Annotated in this window: 15 protein-coding genes; 9 read left to right on the forward strand and 6 right to left on the reverse strand. The window is 51.1% G+C overall.

What is annotated here, in order from left to right:
- Positions 1–13 precede the first annotated feature (13 nt).
- Positions 14–2080 carry an SPI-4 type I secretion system protein SiiF gene (gene siiF, locus ACLJTG_RS14490; RefSeq protein WP_079951353.1) on the forward strand — a complete coding sequence of 689 codons (2067 nt, stop codon included), beginning with the start codon at positions 14–16 and terminating at the stop codon, positions 2078–2080.
- 277 nt (positions 2081–2357) lie between these two features.
- Here siiF and ACLJTG_RS14495 read toward each other — a convergent pair whose 3' ends face one another.
- Entirely contained in the window at positions 2358–2639 is a 282-nt protein-coding gene (locus ACLJTG_RS14495; RefSeq protein ID WP_000719058.1) for a YjcB family protein, read from the reverse strand.
- Positions 2640–3201: 562 nt separating this feature from the next.
- Between ACLJTG_RS14495 and ACLJTG_RS14500 the strand changes: the two genes are divergently transcribed.
- Entirely contained in the window at positions 3202–4803 is a 1602-nt protein-coding gene (locus ACLJTG_RS14500) for an EAL domain-containing protein (RefSeq protein WP_410959012.1), read from the forward strand.
- Here ACLJTG_RS14500 and soxS read toward each other — a convergent pair.
- The gene (gene soxS / locus ACLJTG_RS14505; protein WP_000019483.1) at positions 4791–5114 is read right to left on the reverse strand and encodes a superoxide response transcriptional regulator SoxS; all 324 of its coding nucleotides are present in this window, start codon (positions 5112–5114) and stop codon (positions 4791–4793) included. The genes ACLJTG_RS14500 and soxS overlap by 13 nt on opposite strands.
- A gap of 86 nt (positions 5115–5200) precedes the next feature.
- On the opposite strand from soxS, the gene soxR reads away from it, so the two are divergent.
- From soxR to ACLJTG_RS14525, 4 genes are all read left to right on the forward strand, one after another.
- Entirely contained in the window at positions 5201–5659 is a 459-nt protein-coding gene (gene soxR, locus ACLJTG_RS14510) for a redox-sensitive transcriptional activator SoxR (protein WP_000412686.1), read from the forward strand.
- A 292-nt stretch (positions 5660–5951) separates the two neighbouring features.
- The gene (locus tag ACLJTG_RS14515) at positions 5952–6620 is read left to right on the forward strand and encodes a glutathione S-transferase family protein (protein ID WP_000958575.1); all 669 of its coding nucleotides are present in this window, start codon (positions 5952–5954) and stop codon (positions 6618–6620) included.
- A 346-nt stretch (positions 6621–6966) separates the two neighbouring features.
- A complete protein-coding gene (gene ghxP, locus ACLJTG_RS14520; protein WP_023236904.1) occupies positions 6967–8316 on the forward strand; it encodes a guanine/hypoxanthine transporter GhxP in 1350 nt (449 codons plus the stop codon).
- 149 nt (positions 8317–8465) lie between these two features.
- A complete protein-coding gene (locus tag ACLJTG_RS14525) occupies positions 8466–10112 on the forward strand; it encodes a Na+/H+ antiporter (protein WP_001536604.1) in 1647 nt (548 codons plus the stop codon).
- A gap of 94 nt (positions 10113–10206) precedes the next feature.
- Here the strand turns inward: ACLJTG_RS14525 and ACLJTG_RS14530 are convergent, their stop codons facing one another.
- Positions 10207–11094, reverse strand: a complete 888-nt coding sequence (locus ACLJTG_RS14530) for a LysR family transcriptional regulator (protein ID WP_000354962.1) — start codon at positions 11092–11094, stop codon at positions 10207–10209.
- A gap of 103 nt (positions 11095–11197) precedes the next feature.
- On the opposite strand from ACLJTG_RS14530, the gene ACLJTG_RS14535 reads away from it, so the two are divergent.
- Positions 11198–11608, forward strand: coding sequence for a CidA/LrgA family protein (locus tag ACLJTG_RS14535; protein WP_000257347.1), 411 nt, complete (start codon positions 11198–11200; stop codon positions 11606–11608).
- The gene (locus tag ACLJTG_RS14540; protein ID WP_001067096.1) at positions 11601–12290 is read left to right on the forward strand and encodes an LrgB family protein; all 690 of its coding nucleotides are present in this window, start codon (positions 11601–11603) and stop codon (positions 12288–12290) included. Before ACLJTG_RS14535 ends, ACLJTG_RS14540 begins: the two co-directional genes overlap by 8 nt.
- 38 nt (positions 12291–12328) lie before the next feature.
- On the opposite strand, the gene actP is transcribed toward ACLJTG_RS14540, so the two are convergent.
- From actP to acs, 3 genes are all read right to left on the reverse strand, one after another.
- Entirely contained in the window at positions 12329–13978 is a 1650-nt protein-coding gene (actP, locus tag ACLJTG_RS14545; protein WP_000832536.1) for a cation/acetate symporter ActP, read from the reverse strand.
- Positions 13975–14289, reverse strand: coding sequence for a DUF485 domain-containing protein (locus tag ACLJTG_RS14550; protein ID WP_000999620.1), 315 nt, complete (start codon positions 14287–14289; stop codon positions 13975–13977). The genes actP and ACLJTG_RS14550 overlap by 4 nt, the downstream gene beginning before the upstream one ends.
- A gap of 239 nt (positions 14290–14528) precedes the next feature.
- Positions 14529–16487, reverse strand: a complete 1959-nt coding sequence (gene acs / locus ACLJTG_RS14555) for an acetate--CoA ligase (RefSeq protein WP_000083877.1) — start codon at positions 16485–16487, stop codon at positions 14529–14531.
- 431 nt (positions 16488–16918) lie between these two features.
- Here acs and nrfA point away from each other — a divergent pair, with 431 nt between their 5' ends.
- A complete protein-coding gene (nrfA, locus tag ACLJTG_RS14560) occupies positions 16919–18355 on the forward strand; it encodes an ammonia-forming nitrite reductase cytochrome c552 subunit (RefSeq protein ID WP_000101784.1) in 1437 nt (478 codons plus the stop codon).
- Positions 18356–18413 lie beyond the last annotated feature (58 nt).

Below are 18413 nucleotides of genomic sequence, written 5' to 3' on the forward strand. Positions count from 1 at the left end.
AGGGGGTTTACTTATGGATAAAAAACTAGAACCTTATTATTTAAGTGCGGAAACGGCATTATCTATAGTGTCTAAAAAATTCAACATAAAAATTGACATCAAAGAGGATGATATAAATTTAAGATTTAAAAAGTACGACAGAAATAACACTGACGACTCTATACAAATGAAGAATTTCTTTTTGTCGTTAGGGCTTTCTCTACAGGATATATTATTTAATAATGGTGAGGATTTACTAAATGAGCCTATGCCGATTTTACTATTAACACCAGAAATGAAGTGGATGGTGTGTGTGAGTGGCGGGCAAAAAATAAAGTTGGTAAACGCGCGTGGTGAACTCTGTTATGTTGAAGTTGAGGATGAATATTTAAAAGAGTTATCTGCATTTAGTATACTACCTTTAAATAAAGTTGTTGATAGTATAAGAGTAAAAAATATCATAAAAAACTCTTTATCGATGAACAAGATTTTTTATACTAAATACTTCTTTTCATCTCTTTTTATGGCAATTTTTGCGTTAACTATCCCAGTATTTAGTAATCTGTTCTATGATAAGCTTGTTCCAAGTGCTTCGGTTTCATCTTTATTTGGCGTGGCTATAATTGTTGCTGTATTTATTGTTTTTGAGTTTATCCTTCGTACTTCGAAAGATATTTATCAGTCTATCACAGCAAGGCAGGATGACGTCGATATTGATATCGCATTTCTTGAAGCGGTACTTTATAGTAAAAAGAAAAATGGCAGATCCATGTCATCAGCATTTGTGCTATGGAATGAGTTTCAGAAAATTAAACCCGTTTTATTAAACTCGATCTTTCAACGTATAGCCGATATTCCAATATTTATTATATTTCTCATTGTTATATATGTAAATTTAGGTCTGGTCGTTATTGTACCTGTTACCATGTTTATCGTCTCTATTATTATTTCCCTCGTTAACCACCATTATACTAATGAGTTAATGAACAAACAAAAAGAAGGACAGAAGAACAGGAATATTTTTATCTCAGAAGTTTTCTTATCTATTAAAATGATCCATACCTTAAATAATCAAGGTTTACTTTTTGATTGGGTTAATACATCAAATGAACAGTCGTATCTTAACCTGAAGATAAGGAAATTAAATCTTATCTATCAATCTATATTGGGGAGTATGTCATCTATTACCCAAATAACTATTATGGTAATAGCCTTTTTTATGGTAATCAAGGGTGATGTTACTACTGGCGCAATTGTTTCATCTGTCATTGTCTCTGGTCGTATTTCCGGGATCATTTCGAATTTTTCTTCTACATTAATCTCTATTTTATCAGCAGAAAAAACCGGTAAGGATCTGCTTTCTTTTTTTGATGAAGATCAGGCAGAAAAAACACCGGCATTACAGTCAATATCAAAGTGCAATGGCGATATCTCTATCCGGGGCGTGAGTTATCAGTATGATGCTCAATCTCCGATGATTATTAACCGACTGTCTATAGACATACCTGCGGGGCAACGTGTCGCGGTGGTAGGCGAATGCGGAGCAGGAAAAAGCTCATTACTGGGAATGCTATCTGGCTACCTTTCACCAACAGACGGTGCCATCTTATATGATGGATATAACTTAGGACATTTATCGCAGAACTTTTTTTCTCAGCATTTAAGCGTGGTGACGACACATGATGTTTTATTCACCGGAACCATTGAAAGTAATTTCGCGTTAAAACCGCAAAACGACAGGGGCCGGGTACTCAAGGCGCTCCATCTGGCGAACTGTGGTTTTATCTTGCAACATCCTATGGGGCTGAAGTTTCCGGTGAATTTTATGGCTAAAAACCTGTCATCCGGACAGCAGCAGCAGTTATTATTAGCACGTAGTCTGAGTAGTGACGCCAGCGTCTTTTTATGGGATGAACCAACATCAAATCTGGATGAGAATACCGAGAAGCAAATTTTTGATAACTTAGATGAGTTTATTCATGGGAAAACGTTGATCATGGTGACGCATCGTCGATATCTGATAAAGTATTTTGACCGGGTCCTGGTAATGAAAGGTGGAAAAATAATCCGTGATTGTTCTCCGGATAAATTATTAATGTAAAATAAGAAGCGCTTGTCGCTGTTATCAGGTGGTACTGCTTAATAAAAAAGACCCGTTGCACAAACGGGTCTTTTTTGTCATTTAACGAGTCGGCAACGTCTTCAATAAGTTTAGCTCGATTCTGTTAGGGCTATTCCACTTGCCATTTTTGGATAACCACACCTGGTGGCCCTCATCAACGGCAATGCGAGGGACGTGATGGTGCGCAAGACTACCCCTGGCGCGCGATTCCGCGTTGAGATAACCGGTGGGCGACTTCAGCGGCAGCGATAGCCTATCAGGTCAGCACCATCGGCCATTCTGGCGGGGTCTGGCTCATCGTTTCGACCATTACGGCTTCAATGTTATGCCAGATCGCAGCGAGATCCATCATGGTAATACCGAGTAAACCGGTGGCAAACCAGCAGGCGGATACCACGCCCAGACCGCTACTGATCACCGCCAGACCAATATAATCTGATTTACGGAAACGGATATTGAGCGTGCTGGCTAAAAACATGAGCACGGCGCTCAGCAGTTGCCAACGGAGAAGAACGACACCAGTGGTTATGGCAGCCATGAAACATTTCCTCTGAATAGACCTTTGTCCAGGACAGCGCGGCGTTGCTCCCGGGAAGCATGGGATATTCTGGCTATCGACGGACGTCACATCAACATCGAATGAAACATTGTTTCTATTTCATTGTTTTTGTGAACTATATCACAAAAACCAGCTTGTTCGCCAGATCGGCAATGTATTTTTTGTGCGTTTTATAACCGTATTTTTTGTGTGACCTCTGTGCGTCCGTAGAGAAACTGCCGGAAAGCAAAGATGTATTATTACTACTCTTTTATTTTTTTTCGTGAAATTCAGACCTGATAAAAATATCAAGTTATTTATCAAAAGAAAGGAGTAAAGATGTATACCCCATCGTTTACTTGAGTATAAATCTGATATTATCAAAAATATTTAGTGTCCTGCCTGGTATGCGAAAGAGATTGCGCGTAGTTATTAATGGTAAATGTTGATCGGTAAAAGTCTGTTGCTAATATTGATAAATTCATGCACCGTAAACCTCCGTTTGGTTCACGTCTTATTTTGCCAACAATAGTCACAAATAATGCAGGGAAATAGGCTGAAAATGAGTCAAAGCACACGACGCAAGGTGTTGAGATTTCTCGGAACGATCATTGTGGTGTTACTTCCTGTATTGCTGGCGATCTGGTTTGCTCATATCCGGGCAGTCTCTGAAACCAGAAATCAGTTACATTCATTTGCGCAGTCGGTATTAGATAAAACGGAGCGGGTTATCCTGCAAGCAGATTTAGCCCGCGATGCCGCTGAACAATATCAGGGGCAAGCCTGTACGCCAGCCCATCAACAGCGAATGCTGAATATTATCCGCGGTCGTTTGTACATTAATGAGTTGATTTATGCTAAGGGCCAGCGTTTTCTATGCTCTACGGTTATGACGCCAACAAGTCCTTATTTTATTCCCCGCGCTGACTATAAACGAAAGCCTGACATCGCTATTTATTACTATCGTGATACGCCTTTTTTCAACGGTTATAAAATGACATATATGCAGCGGGGAAACTATGTCGCGGTTATCAATCCCTTATCTTATAGCGAGGTGATGTCAGACGATCCGGCGTTGGCCTGGGGAATGTATGATACGGTGACCAACACCTTTTTCTCCCTGAGTGAACAGGCGCAGGCTGATCAGCTATTACCTTTGGTACGACGGAGTGAACCTGTGTTCCAACAGGGTGAGCGTTTTTATACTCTGGTTAAATCAGCAAAACGACCGGTTGCCGCGATTGTGTCAACCTCAAAGCAACGCTTTTACCAGAACCTCTTTCATCAGCTTACGTTAACGCTACCGTTAGGGATCATCTGTAGCATTATCATCTTATTTATGTGGTCACGATCCCGGCAGGCATATTACTCACCGCGTCGATTGCTGCAACGGGCCATTACCAGGCACCAGCTTTGCCTTCATTATCAGCCGATCATTAATATCCGAAACGGGACATGTGTAGGTGCCGAAGCGCTATTGCGTTGGCCGGGCTATCACGGTCCGGTGATGAGCCCGTGCGAATTTATTCCGCTGGCGGAAAAAGAGGGGATGATTGAGCAGATCACCGATTATGTCGTCGAAGAGGTATTTAATGATTTAGGTGGTTTTCTGGCCGCGCACCCGCATCTTTATGTCTCTATCAATCTCGCTGCCGCCGATTTTCTCTCTTCCCGACTAATTGTGATGATTCATGAAAAAACGCGTCAGCATTCAGTGCTTGCGCAACAGATAAAGGTTGAAGTGACTGAGCGCGGATTTATTGATGTGCCTAAAATGACGCCGATTATTCAGGCGTTTCGCCAGGCGGGATACGAGGTGGCAATTGATGACTTTGGTACCGGCTATTCGAACTTGCATAACCTGTACTCATTAAATATCGACCTTTTAAAAATTGATAAATCTTTTGTCGACACGCTAACCACTAATAGCGCCAGCCATTTGATTGTGGAACATATTATTGAAATGGCGCAAAGTTTGCGGCTAAAAATCATTGCTGAGGGGGTTGAAACGGCTGAACAGGTTAGCTGGTTGCTAAAACGCGGCGTTCAGTATTGTCAGGGATGGCACTTTGCGAAGGCGTTACCACCGCAGGAATTCATCGCCTGGCTACAACAAACGCCCGCGCCTCTGACGATACGCGGGCAGAGGCCCTACAGGCGGTGACGGTAATCGCTGGGAGTGCGATCGAACTCGCGGCGGAATACACGCGAGAAGGTTTGCTGCGATACATAGCCCAGGTCCATCGCGATATCAAAAATCGGGCGCTCGGTCGTTCGTAGCTCAACGGCCGCCAACAGGAGACGGCGCTGGCGAATATACTCGCCTAATGTTTGATGCGTTACCGTACGAAACATCCGCTGCAAATACCACTTGGAGTAGCCCGATTTTTTTGCCACCACATCAATGTTTAGCGGTTGGTCGATATGTTCATCAATCCATTCGATAAGGGTCTGAATTATCTGCTGATGCGACATATTGTTGCCTCTTAAACAGTATTCGATTCGTCGTTTTGTCTGCGGGCGAGTATAATTCCTCAAGTTAACTTGAGGTAAAGCGATTTATGGAAAAAAAATCTCCCCGTTTAAAAGCCTTACTGACGCCGGGGGAAGTTGCGAAACGTAGCGGTGTTGCTGTGTCCGCCCTGCACTTCTATGAAAGCAAAGGGCTAATTACCAGTATCCGTAATAGCGGTAACCAACGGCGATACAAGCGTGACGTGTTGCGTTATGTCGCGATTATCAAGATCGCCCAGCGTATCGGCATCCCGCTGGCAACTATCGGCGACGCGTTTGGTATCTTGCCGGAAGGGCATACGTTAAGCGCGAAAGAGTGGAAGCAGCTCTCATCGCAGTGGCGCGAAGAGTTAGACCGACGTATTCATACGCTGGTGGCGTTGCGCGATGAGCTGGACGGTTGTATCGGCTGCGGCTGTTTATCGCGTAGCGACTGTCCGCTGCGAAATCCAGGCGACAGGCTTGGCGAACACGGGACGGGCGCCCGGCTGCTTGAAGATGATTAACATGCACTCGGCCATCGGGCTGAGTTCACCTAAAACTAAAGCGCCGCTAAGGGCGCTTTAGTTTGTTTCCGGTCTTTGTCTTTCGCTCTATCCCGCTGATTACAGGAGGGTTTCCCCCGACGTCAACACCCCTCATATCGAGCACGTGGTGGAGGTTCCGGTTTGTGTTGATACTGTAAGTGTAAGCGACGACGCCCTGTTCGCCAGCGAAATGCTGATTTTTTAGCCGAAATTTTTACGGCAACTGCCATAATTTTCTATAGTTAGTTGGCATACCTTACAGGAGACAGCCATGCTGACGGTGCACCATTTAAATCAGTCTCGTTCGCAGCGCATCCTCTGGGCGCTGGAAGAGCTGGCGTTGCCTTACCAGATTGTGCGTTACCAGCGTGAAAAGACCATGCTGGCGCCGCCGGCATTGAAAAAAGTGCATCCGCTGGGCAAGTCTCCGGTTATCGAAGATCACGGTATGGTTATTGCGGAATCGGGCGCCATCCTGGAATATTTGCAGGACACTTACGACAGTATCGGACGCTTTAAACCTGCGGATGCGCAGGGGAAACAACACTATCGCTTCTGGCTACATTACGCTGAAGGTTCGCTCATGCCCTTGCTATTGATGAGACTGCTCTTTACCTCTCTGGGTAAACCGCCGGTACCATTGGGCCTGCGAACGTTGGGCGGCGTTATCGGTAAGGGCGCGCAAAAAGCGTACCTCAATCCGCAACTGGAAACCCATGCGCGCTTTATTGACGGGCATCTGGCAAATCACCCCTGGTTTGCCGGAGAGCAGTTAAGTATGGCGGATATCCAGATGAGCTTCCCGCTATTTGCGCTGCTTGCCCGAGGCGGAATCGCTCATCTCGACCATATCAACGCATGGAAAGCGCGGGTAGAAATGCGTCCAGCCTGGCAGCGAGCGATTCAGCAGGGCGGTCCGTTTACCATTCCCGGCGGATAATGGCGTTTTTGTGAGCAGATTGCGCAACGTATTTGCTAACAGCGATGCGAAAAATTGTTGCTGGATTGCGCAGGGACGATAACGTTTGCGCATCGTCTGGCGATTTATTGAGCATATTAAGCAGAAAAGCATAAAAAGCGGCAAAGTTCAGTTGAAAAAGCGTTGATGATCGCTGGATAATCGTTTGCTTTTTTTTGCCACCCGTTTTGTATACGTGGAGCTAAACGTTTGCTTTTTTGCGGCGCCCCGGTTGTCGTAAATATAGCACAAGGAGATAACGTTGCGCTGTTAGTGGATTACCTCCCACGTATACCGACGAATAATAAATTCTCAGGGGATGTTTTCTATGTCTACGCCTTCAGCGCGTACCGGCGGTTCACTCGACGCCTGGTTTAAAATTTCACAACGCGGGAGCACCGTTCGCCAGGAAGTCGTTGCTGGCTTAACCACGTTTCTTGCGATGGTTTACTCCGTCATCGTGGTGCCAGGGATGCTGGGTAAAGCCGGGTTCCCGCCTGCTGCCGTCTTTGTAGCGACCTGCCTGGTCGCAGGCGTCGGCTCTATCGTTATGGGGCTTTGGGCGAATCTGCCGCTGGCTATCGGTTGCGCTATCTCGTTGACGGCGTTTACCGCGTTTAGCCTGGTCCTGGGGCAGCATATTAGCGTCCCGGTCGCGCTTGGCGCCGTATTCCTGATGGGCGTACTGTTTACCGTTATCTCCGCCACCGGCATTCGTAGCTGGATTTTGCGTAACTTGCCACAGGGCGTGGCCCACGGAACCGGTATCGGTATTGGCCTGTTTTTGTTGCTGATTGCCGCCAACGGCGTCGGCCTGGTCATTAAAAACCCGCTGGATGGCCTGCCGGTCGCGCTGGGCGACTTCGACACCTTCCCGGTGATTATGTCGCTTGTGGGTCTGGCTGTTATTCTCGGCCTGGAAAAGCTGAAAGTCCCCGGCGGCATTCTGTTGACCATTATTGGCATTTCTATTGTGGGTTTGCTCTTCGATCCTAACGTCCATTTTTCTGGCATTTTCGCCATGCCTTCGTTGAGCGATGAAAACGGCAACTCGCTGATTGGCAGTCTGGATATTATGGGCGCGTTAAACCCTGTCGTTCTGCCAAGCGTACTGGCGCTGGTGATGACGGCGGTGTTTGATGCGACCGGCACGATCCGTGCGGTCGCAGGGCAGGCTAACCTGCTGGACAAAGAAGGACAAATTATCGATGGCGGCAAAGCGCTAACCACCGACTCCCTGAGTAGCGTTTTCTCCGGCCTGGTCGGGGCGGCGCCAGCCGCGGTGTATATCGAGTCTGCGGCCGGTACGGCGGCGGGCGGTAAAACGGGCCTGACGGCGATTACCGTGGGCGTGCTGTTTTTGCTGATCCTGTTTCTTTCGCCGCTCTCTTATCTCGTTCCCGTCTATGCAACTGCCCCGGCGCTCATGTATGTCGGTCTGCTGATGCTGAGTAACGTGGCGAAAATCGATTTTGCTGATTTCGTCGATGCGATGGCGGGGCTGGTAACGGCCGTATTTATTGTACTGACCTGTAACATCGTCACCGGGATTATGATCGGCTTTGCCACGCTGGTCGTCGGGCGTCTGGTTTCCGGTGAATGGCGTAAGCTGAATATCGGAACTGTCGTCATTGCGGTCGCGCTGGTCGCTTTTTATGCCGGCGGCTGGGCTATCTAGCTCTGCCTTCATTCTGAAAAACGGGCGGCGTTGGTCGCCCGTTTTCATTTTCAGGACACATCACGTTACCTTTTGCGTTAATCTGAAGAAGGTGAAACCGAGGCATGATGCCTCTCTCCATCATAAAAAACATCGCAAACAGGGAACGCATGGAAATTTTCTTCACAATACTCATCATGACCCTTGTGGTCTCGCTGTCGGGGGTATTTACGCGTGTATTACCCTTCCAGCTTCCTTTACCCCTTATGCAGATCGCCGTTGGCGCGCTGTTGGCGTGGCCGACGTTTGGTTTGCATGTGGAATTCGACCCGGAACTCTTCCTGGTGCTGTTTATTCCGCCGCTGCTGTTTGCGGATGGCTGGAAGACGCCGACCCGTGAATTTCTTGAGCATGGACGAGAGATTTTCGGGCTGGCGCTGGCGCTGGTCCTGGTAACGGTCGTGGGAATCGGCTTCCTGATTTATTGGCTGGTGCCCGGCATTCCGCTGATCCCCGCCTTTGCGCTGGCCGCCGTGCTGTCGCCGACCGATGCGGTAGCGCTCTCCGGAATTGTGGGCGAGGGGCGTATCCCGAAAAAAATCATGGGCATTCTGCAGGGAGAGGCGTTAATGAACGACGCCTCCGGTCTGGTATCGCTGAAATTCGCCGTCGCGGTGGCGATGGGGACGATGGTCTTTACCGTCGGCGGCGCGACGCTGGAGTTTTTTAAGGTCGCTATCGGCGGTATTCTGGCGGGTTTTGTGGTCAGTTGGCTGTATGGCCGCTCGCTGCGTTTTTTGAGCCGCTGGGGCGGCGATGAACCCGCGACGCAAATCGTCCTGCTGTTTCTGCTGCCCTTCGCGTCTTACCTGATTGCCGAGCATATTGGCGTCTCAGGCATCCTGGCCGCGGTTGCCGCCGGGATGACCATCACCCGTTCTGGCGTAATGCGCCGCGCGCCGCTGGCAATGCGTTTGCGCGCGAACAGTACCTGGGCGATGCTGGAATTTGTCTTTAACGGTATGGTCTTTCTGCTGTTGGGACTGCAACTGCCGGGGATTCTGGAATCTTCGCTGGCGGCGGCGGAAGCTGACCCGAATGTCGAAACCTGGATGCTCTTTACCGATATCGTGCTGATTTATGCGGCATTGATGCTGGTTCGCTTCGGCTGGCTGTGGACCATGAAAAAGTTCAGCCTGCGCTTTTTGAAGAAGAAACCGATGGAGTTCGCCAGCTGGACGTCGCGTGAAATTCTGATTGCCTCCTTCGCTGGCGTTCGTGGGGCGATCACCCTGGCTGGTGTGCTCTCTATACCGTTACTTTTGCCGGATGGCAGCGGATTTCCGGCGCGTTATGAACTGGTATTCCTGGCGGCTGGCGTCATTCTGTTCTCGTTGTTTGTCGGCGTGATCATGCTGCCGCTGCTGTTGCAACATCTGGAAGTCGCCGATCATGCGCAACAGTTGAAAGAGGAGCGTATCGCCCGCGCGGCGACGGCGGAAGTGGCAATTGTCGCCATTCAGAAAATGGAAGAGCGTCTGGCGGCGGATACCGAAGAAAACATCGATAATCAGTTGCTTACTGAAGTAAGCTCGCGTGTCATTGGTAACTTGCGTCGCCGTGCCGATGGGCGAAACGATGTCGAAAGCTCCATACAGGAAGAAAACCTGGAGCGACGTTTCCGTCTGGCGGCGCTGCGTTCCGAGCGCGCCGAGTTGTATCATCTGCGCGCCACGCGAGAAATCAGCAATGAAACATTGCAAAAGCTGCTGCACGACCTGGATTTGATGGAAGCGCTACTGATAGAAAATCAGTAGTCCTTGTGGCCCGGTGGCGCCATGCTTATCGGGCCTACAAGTAGGCCGGATAAGGTGCTTGCGCCGCCATCCGGCAAGGGTTTTAACCTATGGCTTACGGTTGTTTCAGCCAAAACCCTTCGCAACAGGTTAACCATGCCCGGGCGCTGTGCGACAGATACACGCCCTCGCGCCAAATCATGCCCAACTGCCAGCGGAGATCGCTTTCCAGCGGCAGCCAGCGCAGCGTGGCCTTATCCAGACGCTGACAAATTGGCTCCGGCAAAATGGCGATACCGACGCCCGCTTGCACCATGGCGGCGAGAAAATCCCATTGCCCGCTGCGCACGGCAATCCGTGGTTTTACGTCATGCTGGCTAAATAAGGTCATCAACTGGCGGCTCAGGGCAAAGTCTTCGTTATAGATAAGAAGAGGATGCTCCGCCAGAGCTTCAGGCGCGATGGAGTCGCAGGTTGTCCACTGACCGGAACGGGGAACCAGCACGCACAGCGGATGACTGAACAGCGATAACGTCGTCAGCCCGCTCGCTTCTTCCACCGGGAGCGCGGTCATCGCAACATCCAGCTCGCCATTCATTACCGCCTGCTGTACCGTCAGGCCGCCAAACTCCGAAATTTTGAGTTCAACGCCAGGGTAGCGTTGTCGAAACAAACTGATTGGCCCGGCCATCAACATGCCGACCATCGGGGGAATACCCAGCCGCAGCACGCCCTTATTGAGATGGTTAATATCGCTCAACTCGGCCTCTAACTGGCGAAACTCAGCGAGGATCGCCAGACCGCGTTCAAACACCACGCGTCCGGTATCGGTCAGCAATAACTTACGTCCGTCGCGGATCAGTAGCGTACAGTTAAGCTCATCTTCAAGATTTTTCAGCATCTTGCTAATGGTGGGCTGGGTGACAAATAACTTCTCCGCTGCGCGGGTGAAACTTTGCTGGCGCACCACCTCGACAAAATAACGCAGCGTTCTGATATCCATGATTATTCCTTCCGACTATGCCTGCAATGATTTTAATTCATTTCTGCCCGTGACGGAGGTTCTCTATACTGGCGCTCCGTATTATTTTTCAGGACATTCCCTCATGGCTGTGGCGATAAGCCGCGTTACGCCTGCCGTTGTGCAACGACTCCAGGTACCGGTTCAGGTACTGCTCTATGCAGGTTTATTCATTTTTTCCCAATATCTTGTCTCCTGGCTGCACCTGCCGTTGCCCGCGAATCTGGTCGGCATGGTACTTATGTTGGCGCTGATCGTTTGCCGGATTATTCCGCTTAGCTGGGTACGCGCAGGCGCACGCTGGCTGCTGGCGGAGATGCTGTTATTCTTTGTTCCCGCCGTCGTGGCGGTAGTGAACTATGCCCATCTGTTACTGGTGGACGGCTGGCGCATTTTCTCGGTGATAGCGATCAGTACCTTAATGGTACTCGGCGCGACGGCGTGGGTGGTGGATAAAGTGTATCGCTATGAGATGAGCAGGCTAAACCGTGAATAACGTTCAGTTAAGCGTACTGTGCCTGGTGATTACGCTGGGAATTTACTTCGCCAATAAGCGCCTGTATCGTCGTTTTCGCAAACTGCCGTTGATGCCATTAGTGTTGACGCCGGCACTGCTGGTGTTAATGCTGGTGTTCGGTCATATCTCCTGGCAAAACTATATTGGCGAATCGCACTGGCTATTGTGGCTGCTCGGCCCGGCGACCATTGCCTTTGCGGTGCCGGTGTACGATAACCTCGCGATTATCAAACGTCACTGGATGTCGCTCACCGCGGGCGTAGTGACGGCGACGGTGGTGGCGGTCACCAGTTCCGTTTGGCTGGCGCGTCTGTTCACGTTATCGGATGAGATTCAGCGTAGTCTGGCGGTACGTTCCGTTACCACTCCATTTGCGCTGGCGGCGGCAGAACCCCTGGGCGGGCAGCCAGATCTGGTGGCGCTGTTCGTGGTCGTCACTGGCGTGTTTGGCATGGCGGTCGGCGACGCGCTATTTTTGCGTCTCTCTATCCGGGAAGGCATGGCAAAAGGGGCAGGATTCGGCGCGGCGTCACATGGGGCGGGCACGGCGCGTTCCTATGAACTTGGTCAGCAGGAGGGCGTCGTCGCCAGTCTGGTAATGATGCTGTCCGGCGTGGTGATGGTACTGGCTGCCCCGCTGGTGGCGAGGGTGATGTTCTGATTTTCCTCCGACCCACGGGGCCGGAGGAAACGGTAAGATTAATGCGCACGCCCTTGTTGTACGCCGAATCCCGTTTGGGAGCGGATAAACTGAGCGCGGAACTGCTCACGTTCACGGTTGCCTTCTGCCGAGTTATCGGTGGCCGAGAAAAACCAGATCCCCAGGAACGCCACGCTGATAGAGAACAGCGCCGGATACTCATACGGGAAGATCGCTTTTTCGTGGCCGAGGATCTGCACCCAAATGGTAGGGCCAAGAATCATCAGCACCACCGCTGTCAGTAAACCTAACCAGCCGCCCAGCATAGCGCCGCGCGTGGTCAGTTTTGACCAGTACATGGAAAGCAGAATGATGGGGAAGTTGCAGCTCGCGGCGATAGCAAACGCCAGGCCCACCATAAAGGCGATGTTCTGATTTTCAAACAGGACGCCGAGGATAATGGCGATCACGCCCAGCACCAGGACGGTGATTTTCGACACCTTCAGCTCTTCACGTTCGGTTGCGCCTTTGCGGAACACGTTGGCGTACAAGTCATGCGACACCGCCGATGCGCCCGCCAGCGTCAGACCGGCGACCACTGCCAGAATGGTGGCAAACGCCACTGCCGAAATAAAGCCGAGGAACAGGTTGCCGCCTACCGCGTTGGCCAGATGCACCGCCGCCATGTTATTGCCGCCAATCAGCGCGCCCGCCGCATCTTTATAGGCGGGATTCGCCCCCACCAGCATGATAGCGCCGAAACCGATAATAAAGGTCAGAATGTAGAAATAGCCCATAAAACCGGTGGCATAGAACACGCTCTTGCGCGCTTCGCGAGCATCGCTGACCGTAAAGAAACGCATCAGAATATGCGGCAAGCCGGCGGTGCCGAACATCAGCCCCAGACCCAACGACAGCGCCGAAATCGGATCTTGCACCAACCCTCCTGGGCTCATAATCGCCGTGCCTTTCGGGTGTACCGCCATGGCTTCGGTAAACAGATTATTGAAGCTAAAGCCGACGTGTTTCATCACCATAAAGGCCATAAAACTGGCGCCAAACAGCAACAGGACGGCTTTGATAATTTGCACCCACGTTGTCGCCAGCATCCCGCCGAACAGCACGTACATCATCATCAGCACGCCGACCAGCACCACGGCGATGTGATAGTTGAGGCCGAACAGCAGTTCAATCAGTTTACCGGCGCCGACCATTTGGGCGATGAGATAAAGCGCCACCACTACCAGGGAGCCACAGGCCGAAAGAATACGGATTGGCCCCTGTTTCAGGCGATAAGAGGCAACGTCAGCAAAAGTATAACGTCCCAGATTACGCAGGCGCTCGGCAATCAAAAACAGGATGATTGGCCAGCCGACAAGGAAGCCCAGCGAATAGATCAGCCCGTCATAACCGGAGGTAAACACCAGCGCGGAAATGCCGAGAAATGACGCGGCGGACATATAGTCGCCGGCAATCGCCAGGCCGTTCTGGAACCCGGTGATATTGCCGCCTGCGGTGTAGTAGTCGCTACGGGAACGTACGCGTTTAGAGGCCCAGTAGGTAATACCGAGCGTAAACACGACGAAAATCAAAAACATGATAATCGCCTGCCAGTTGGTGGGCTGGCGTTCAACCGCGCCGCTAATGGCATCCGCCGCATGAGCGGCGAAGGGGAGTGCGGCGGCAAGCGCCGTCAGAACTCTCTTCATAATGCTTTCACCTCATGCAGTACGGCGTTATTAAGACGATCGAATTCGCCGTTCGCCCGCCAGATATAAATTCCGGTCAACACAAAAGAAATCACAATCACCCCGACGCCAATGGGAATTCCTCGGGTGACGCTGGTTCCCGCATGTAGAGGCGTGCCCAGCCAGCCAGGCGCGAAGGCGATCAGTAAAATAAAGCTGATATAAACCGCCAGCATGATAACCGACAGAATCGTGGCAAACCGTTGCCGTTTTTCAACTAATTCCCTGAAACGCGCACTGTCTTCTATCCGCTGATAAATTTGGTCATTCATCACAGAGCTCTCCAGAGGTCCCCCTGCGTCTTTCGCGCTACAGGCGCGTTGGCCGCACTCGCGCGCCCCAGCCACATAGTGAACTATGCTGCTGAGGGTGTGCTCGCTTGCCGCCTTCCTGTAACACGAAATCCTTTGGGGGAGGGTTTTTTATATTTCCCTCTCCCGGTTTGAGAGAGGGCAGGGGTAGGGTCGTAGGCCGGATAAAACGCGTTCGCGTTGCCATCCGGCATTTATGGTTATGACGGCATCGCGATGGCCTGCTTCTCTTCGAGCAGTTTCTCCACCACGCCAGGATCGGCGAGAGTCGAGGTATCGCCCAGATTGCTGGTATCGCCCGCCGCGATTTTGCGCAAAATGCGGCGCATAATTTTGCCGGAACGGGTTTTTGGCAGTGAGTCGGTCCAGTGCAGCACGTCCGGCGTCGCCAGTGGGCCAATCTCTTTACGTACCCAGTTGCGCACCTCCGCGTACAGTTCTGGCGACGGCTCCTCGCCGTGGTTGAGCGTCACATAAGCGTAAATCGCCTGGCCTTTGATAGCGTGTGGAATACCCACCACCGCCGCTTCGGCGATCTTCGGATGCGCCACCAGCGCCGATTCGATTTCCGCCGTACCCAGACGGTGGCCGGAGACGTTTAACACGTCATCCACGCGACCGGTGATCCAGTAATAGCCGTCTTCATCGCGACGAGCGCCGTCGCCGCTGAAATACATATTCTTAAAGGTAGAGAAATAGGTCTGCTCAAAACGTTCATGATCGCCGAACAGAGTGCGCGCCTGGCCCGGCCAGGAATCGGTGATGACCAGATTGCCTTCCGTCGCGCCTTCTTGCGGATGGCCTTCGTTATCCACCAGCGCAGGCTGTACGCCAAAGAAAGGACGGGTGGCGGAACCGGCTTTCAGTTCGATAGCGCCTGGTAGCGGCGTGATCATAAAACCGCCTGTTTCAGTCTGCCACCAGGTGTCGACGACCGGACATTTTTCCTTGCCGATCTTCTTCCAGTACCATTCCCACGCTTCGGGATTGATCGGCTCGCCGACGGAACCCAGAATGCGCAGTGAAGAACGGTCGGTGCCTTCAATGGCTTTATCGCCTTCCGCCATCAGCGCGCGGATAGCCGTCGGGGCGGTATAAAGAATGTTGACCTGGTGTTTGTCGACCACCTGGCACATGCGAGCGGGCGTTGGCCAATTCGGCACGCCTTCAAACATTAAGGTGGTCGCGCCGCAGGCCAGCGGGCCATACAACAGATAGCTGTGCCCCGTCACCCAACCCACATCGGCGGTACACCAGTAAATATCGCCAGGGTGATAATCAAAGACATACTTAAAGGTGGTCGCGGCGTAGACCAGATAGCCGCCGGTGGTGTGCAGCACGCCTTTCGGCTTGCCGGTGGAGCCGGAGGTATAAAGGATAAACAGCGGATCTTCGGCATTCATCGCTTCAGGCTGGTGCTCAGGGCTGGCTTTTTCAATCAAATCGCGCCACCACAGGTCGCGGCCTTCTTGCCAGTCAATGTCGCTGCCGGTGCGCTTCAGGACGATCACATGCTCAACGCTAGTGACATTCGGGTTTTTCAGCGCGTCATCGACATTCTTTTTCAGCGGGATACTGCGTCCGGCACGTACACCTTCGTCAGCGGTGATCACCAGCCGCGAGCTGGAGTCGATAATGCGTCCGGCGACGGCTTCCGGCGAGAAGCCCCCGAAGATCACCGAATGCACCGCACCGATGCGGGCGCAGGCCAACATTGCCACCGCCGCTTCCGGCACCATCGGCATATAAATCGCTACCACATCGCCTTTTTTAATGCCCAGATCCAGCAGCGTATTCGCGAAACGGCAGACATCGCGATGCAGTTCGCGATAAGAGATATGTTTACTCTGCGACGCGTCATCGCCTTCCCAGATAATGGCGGTGCGATCGCCATTTTCCTGCAAATGGCGGTCAAGACAGTTCGCCGCCAGATTCAGCGTGCCGTCCTCGTACCATTTAATCGACACATTGCCTGGCGCAAAGGAGGTGTTTTTCACTTTTTGGTACGGCGTGATCCAATCGAGAATTTTTCCCTGTTCGCCCCAAAACGTATCGGGGTCGTTAATAGACTGTTTATATTTAGTCTCATACTGCTCTGGATTTATCAGGCAACGATCCGCAATGTTGGCGGGAATGGCGTGTTTATGTGTTTGGCTCATGCTGTTGTTCTCCTTGTAGGATGTTAATAATATGTCGCATAAACGTTAAATGTAGGGTCTTAATAAGTTTTGTTTAGTATTTGGGCGACAGATCACGCAAAAAGGGAACTGTGCAAATAAGCAGCAATCTATTTTTTGATTGTGTCCCGCAAAATTAGATAAATTTTCGGGATAACATGACGTTATATGAAATTTTTTAAAAAAGTGATCCGTGTCCGGAAATCAGAAAAGAGAGGGAGTTTTGTCCAGGTTGCTAACTCTAAAGTGGTATTTTACATACACTTACAATTGATTAAAGACAACATTTTAAGTGTGGTTATTTGTTACACATAGAGGAGATCAATGTAATAACAGTATTTGTGCGGTTGCTGTTATGGAAAACGATAAAAAATCGCCATTAAAGATAATGGCGCAATCTGGATGAGAGCTCTATGGCAAGGAAAACACTACGCGCACGCCGTTTCTTCAGCCTTATATTTCCTTTTTTCTTCATTACCTCTGTTTACGCTGAGCAAACGCCTGTATCCGCAAAAACCGTTACTGTTGAAGCGAAAAATGAAACGTTCGCGCCTCAACACCCCGACCAATATCAGTCATGGAAAGCGACGTCAGAACAGTCTGCCCGTGAAGATGCGCTGGCGGAAGACCCTCGTCTGGTGATCCTGTGGGCGGGCTATCCCTTCTCCCGTGACTACAACAAACCACGCGGCCACGCGTATGCGGTAACTGACGTGCGCGAAACGCTGCGTACCGGCGCGCCAAAAACGGCGGAAGACGGCCCGTTGCCGATGGCCTGCTGGAGCTGTAAAAGCCCTGATGTCGCGCGCCTTATCCAACAAGAAGGCGAAGACGGCTACTTCCATGGCAAATGGGCGCGCGGCGGCCCGGAAATTGTCAACGATTTGGGCTGTGCCGACTGTCATAACACCGCGTCGGACGATTTCGCCCAGGGGAAGCCAGCGTTAACGTTGTCGCGCCCCTATGCTGAACGGGCGATGGAGGCTATCGGCAAACCGTTTGATAAAGCGGGACGATTTGATCAGCAATCGATGGTCTGCGGTCAGTGCCACGTGGAGTACTACTTTGACGGTAAAAACAAAGCCGTTAAGTTCCCGTGGGATGAAGGCATGAAGGTCGAAAATATGGAGCAATACTACGACGCCATCGCCTTCTCTGACTGGACTAACTCGCTGTCGAAAACCCCAATGCTCAAAGCGCAGCACCCGGAATATGAAACCTGGAGCGCGGGCATTCACGGTAAGAACAACGTGACCTGTATCGACTGCCACATGCCGAAAGTACAGAACGCCGAAGGCAAGCTCTACACCGACCATAAAATCGGCAACCCGTTCGACAATTTCGCGCAAACCTGCGCCAACTGCCACACCCAGGACAAAGCGTCCCTGCAAAAAGTGGTCGCCGAGCGTAAACAGGCGATTCATGACCTGAAAATCAAGGTTGAAGATCAGCTGGTACATGCGCACTTCGAAGCGAAAGCCGCATGGGATGCGGGGGCGACAGACGCGGAAATGAAACCGATTCTGAACGATATTCGCCACGCGCAGTGGCGTTGGGATCTGGCGATTGCGTCACACGGTATTCATATGCATGCCCCGGAAGAAGGTCTACGGATGTTAGGCAGTGCGATGGATAAAGCCGCGGATGCCCGTACTAAACTGGCGCGACTGCTGGCGACCAAAGGCATTACCCATGAAATTCCGCTGCCGGATATTTCGACGAAAGAGAAGGCGCAGAAAGCGATTGGTTTGAATATGCAACAAATCAACGCGGAGAAGCAGGACTTCCTGAAAACGGTCGTACCGCAGTGGGAAGATCAGGCGCGTAAAAACGGTCTGTTAAGCCAATAACCTCACATGTGACAAATTTGCCGGATGACAGCGCAAGCGCTTTATCCGGCCTACAGAA

The organism is Salmonella sp. SAL00672 (assembly GCF_046552175.1).
Classification (GTDB): domain Bacteria; phylum Pseudomonadota; class Gammaproteobacteria; order Enterobacterales; family Enterobacteriaceae; genus Salmonella; species Salmonella enterica.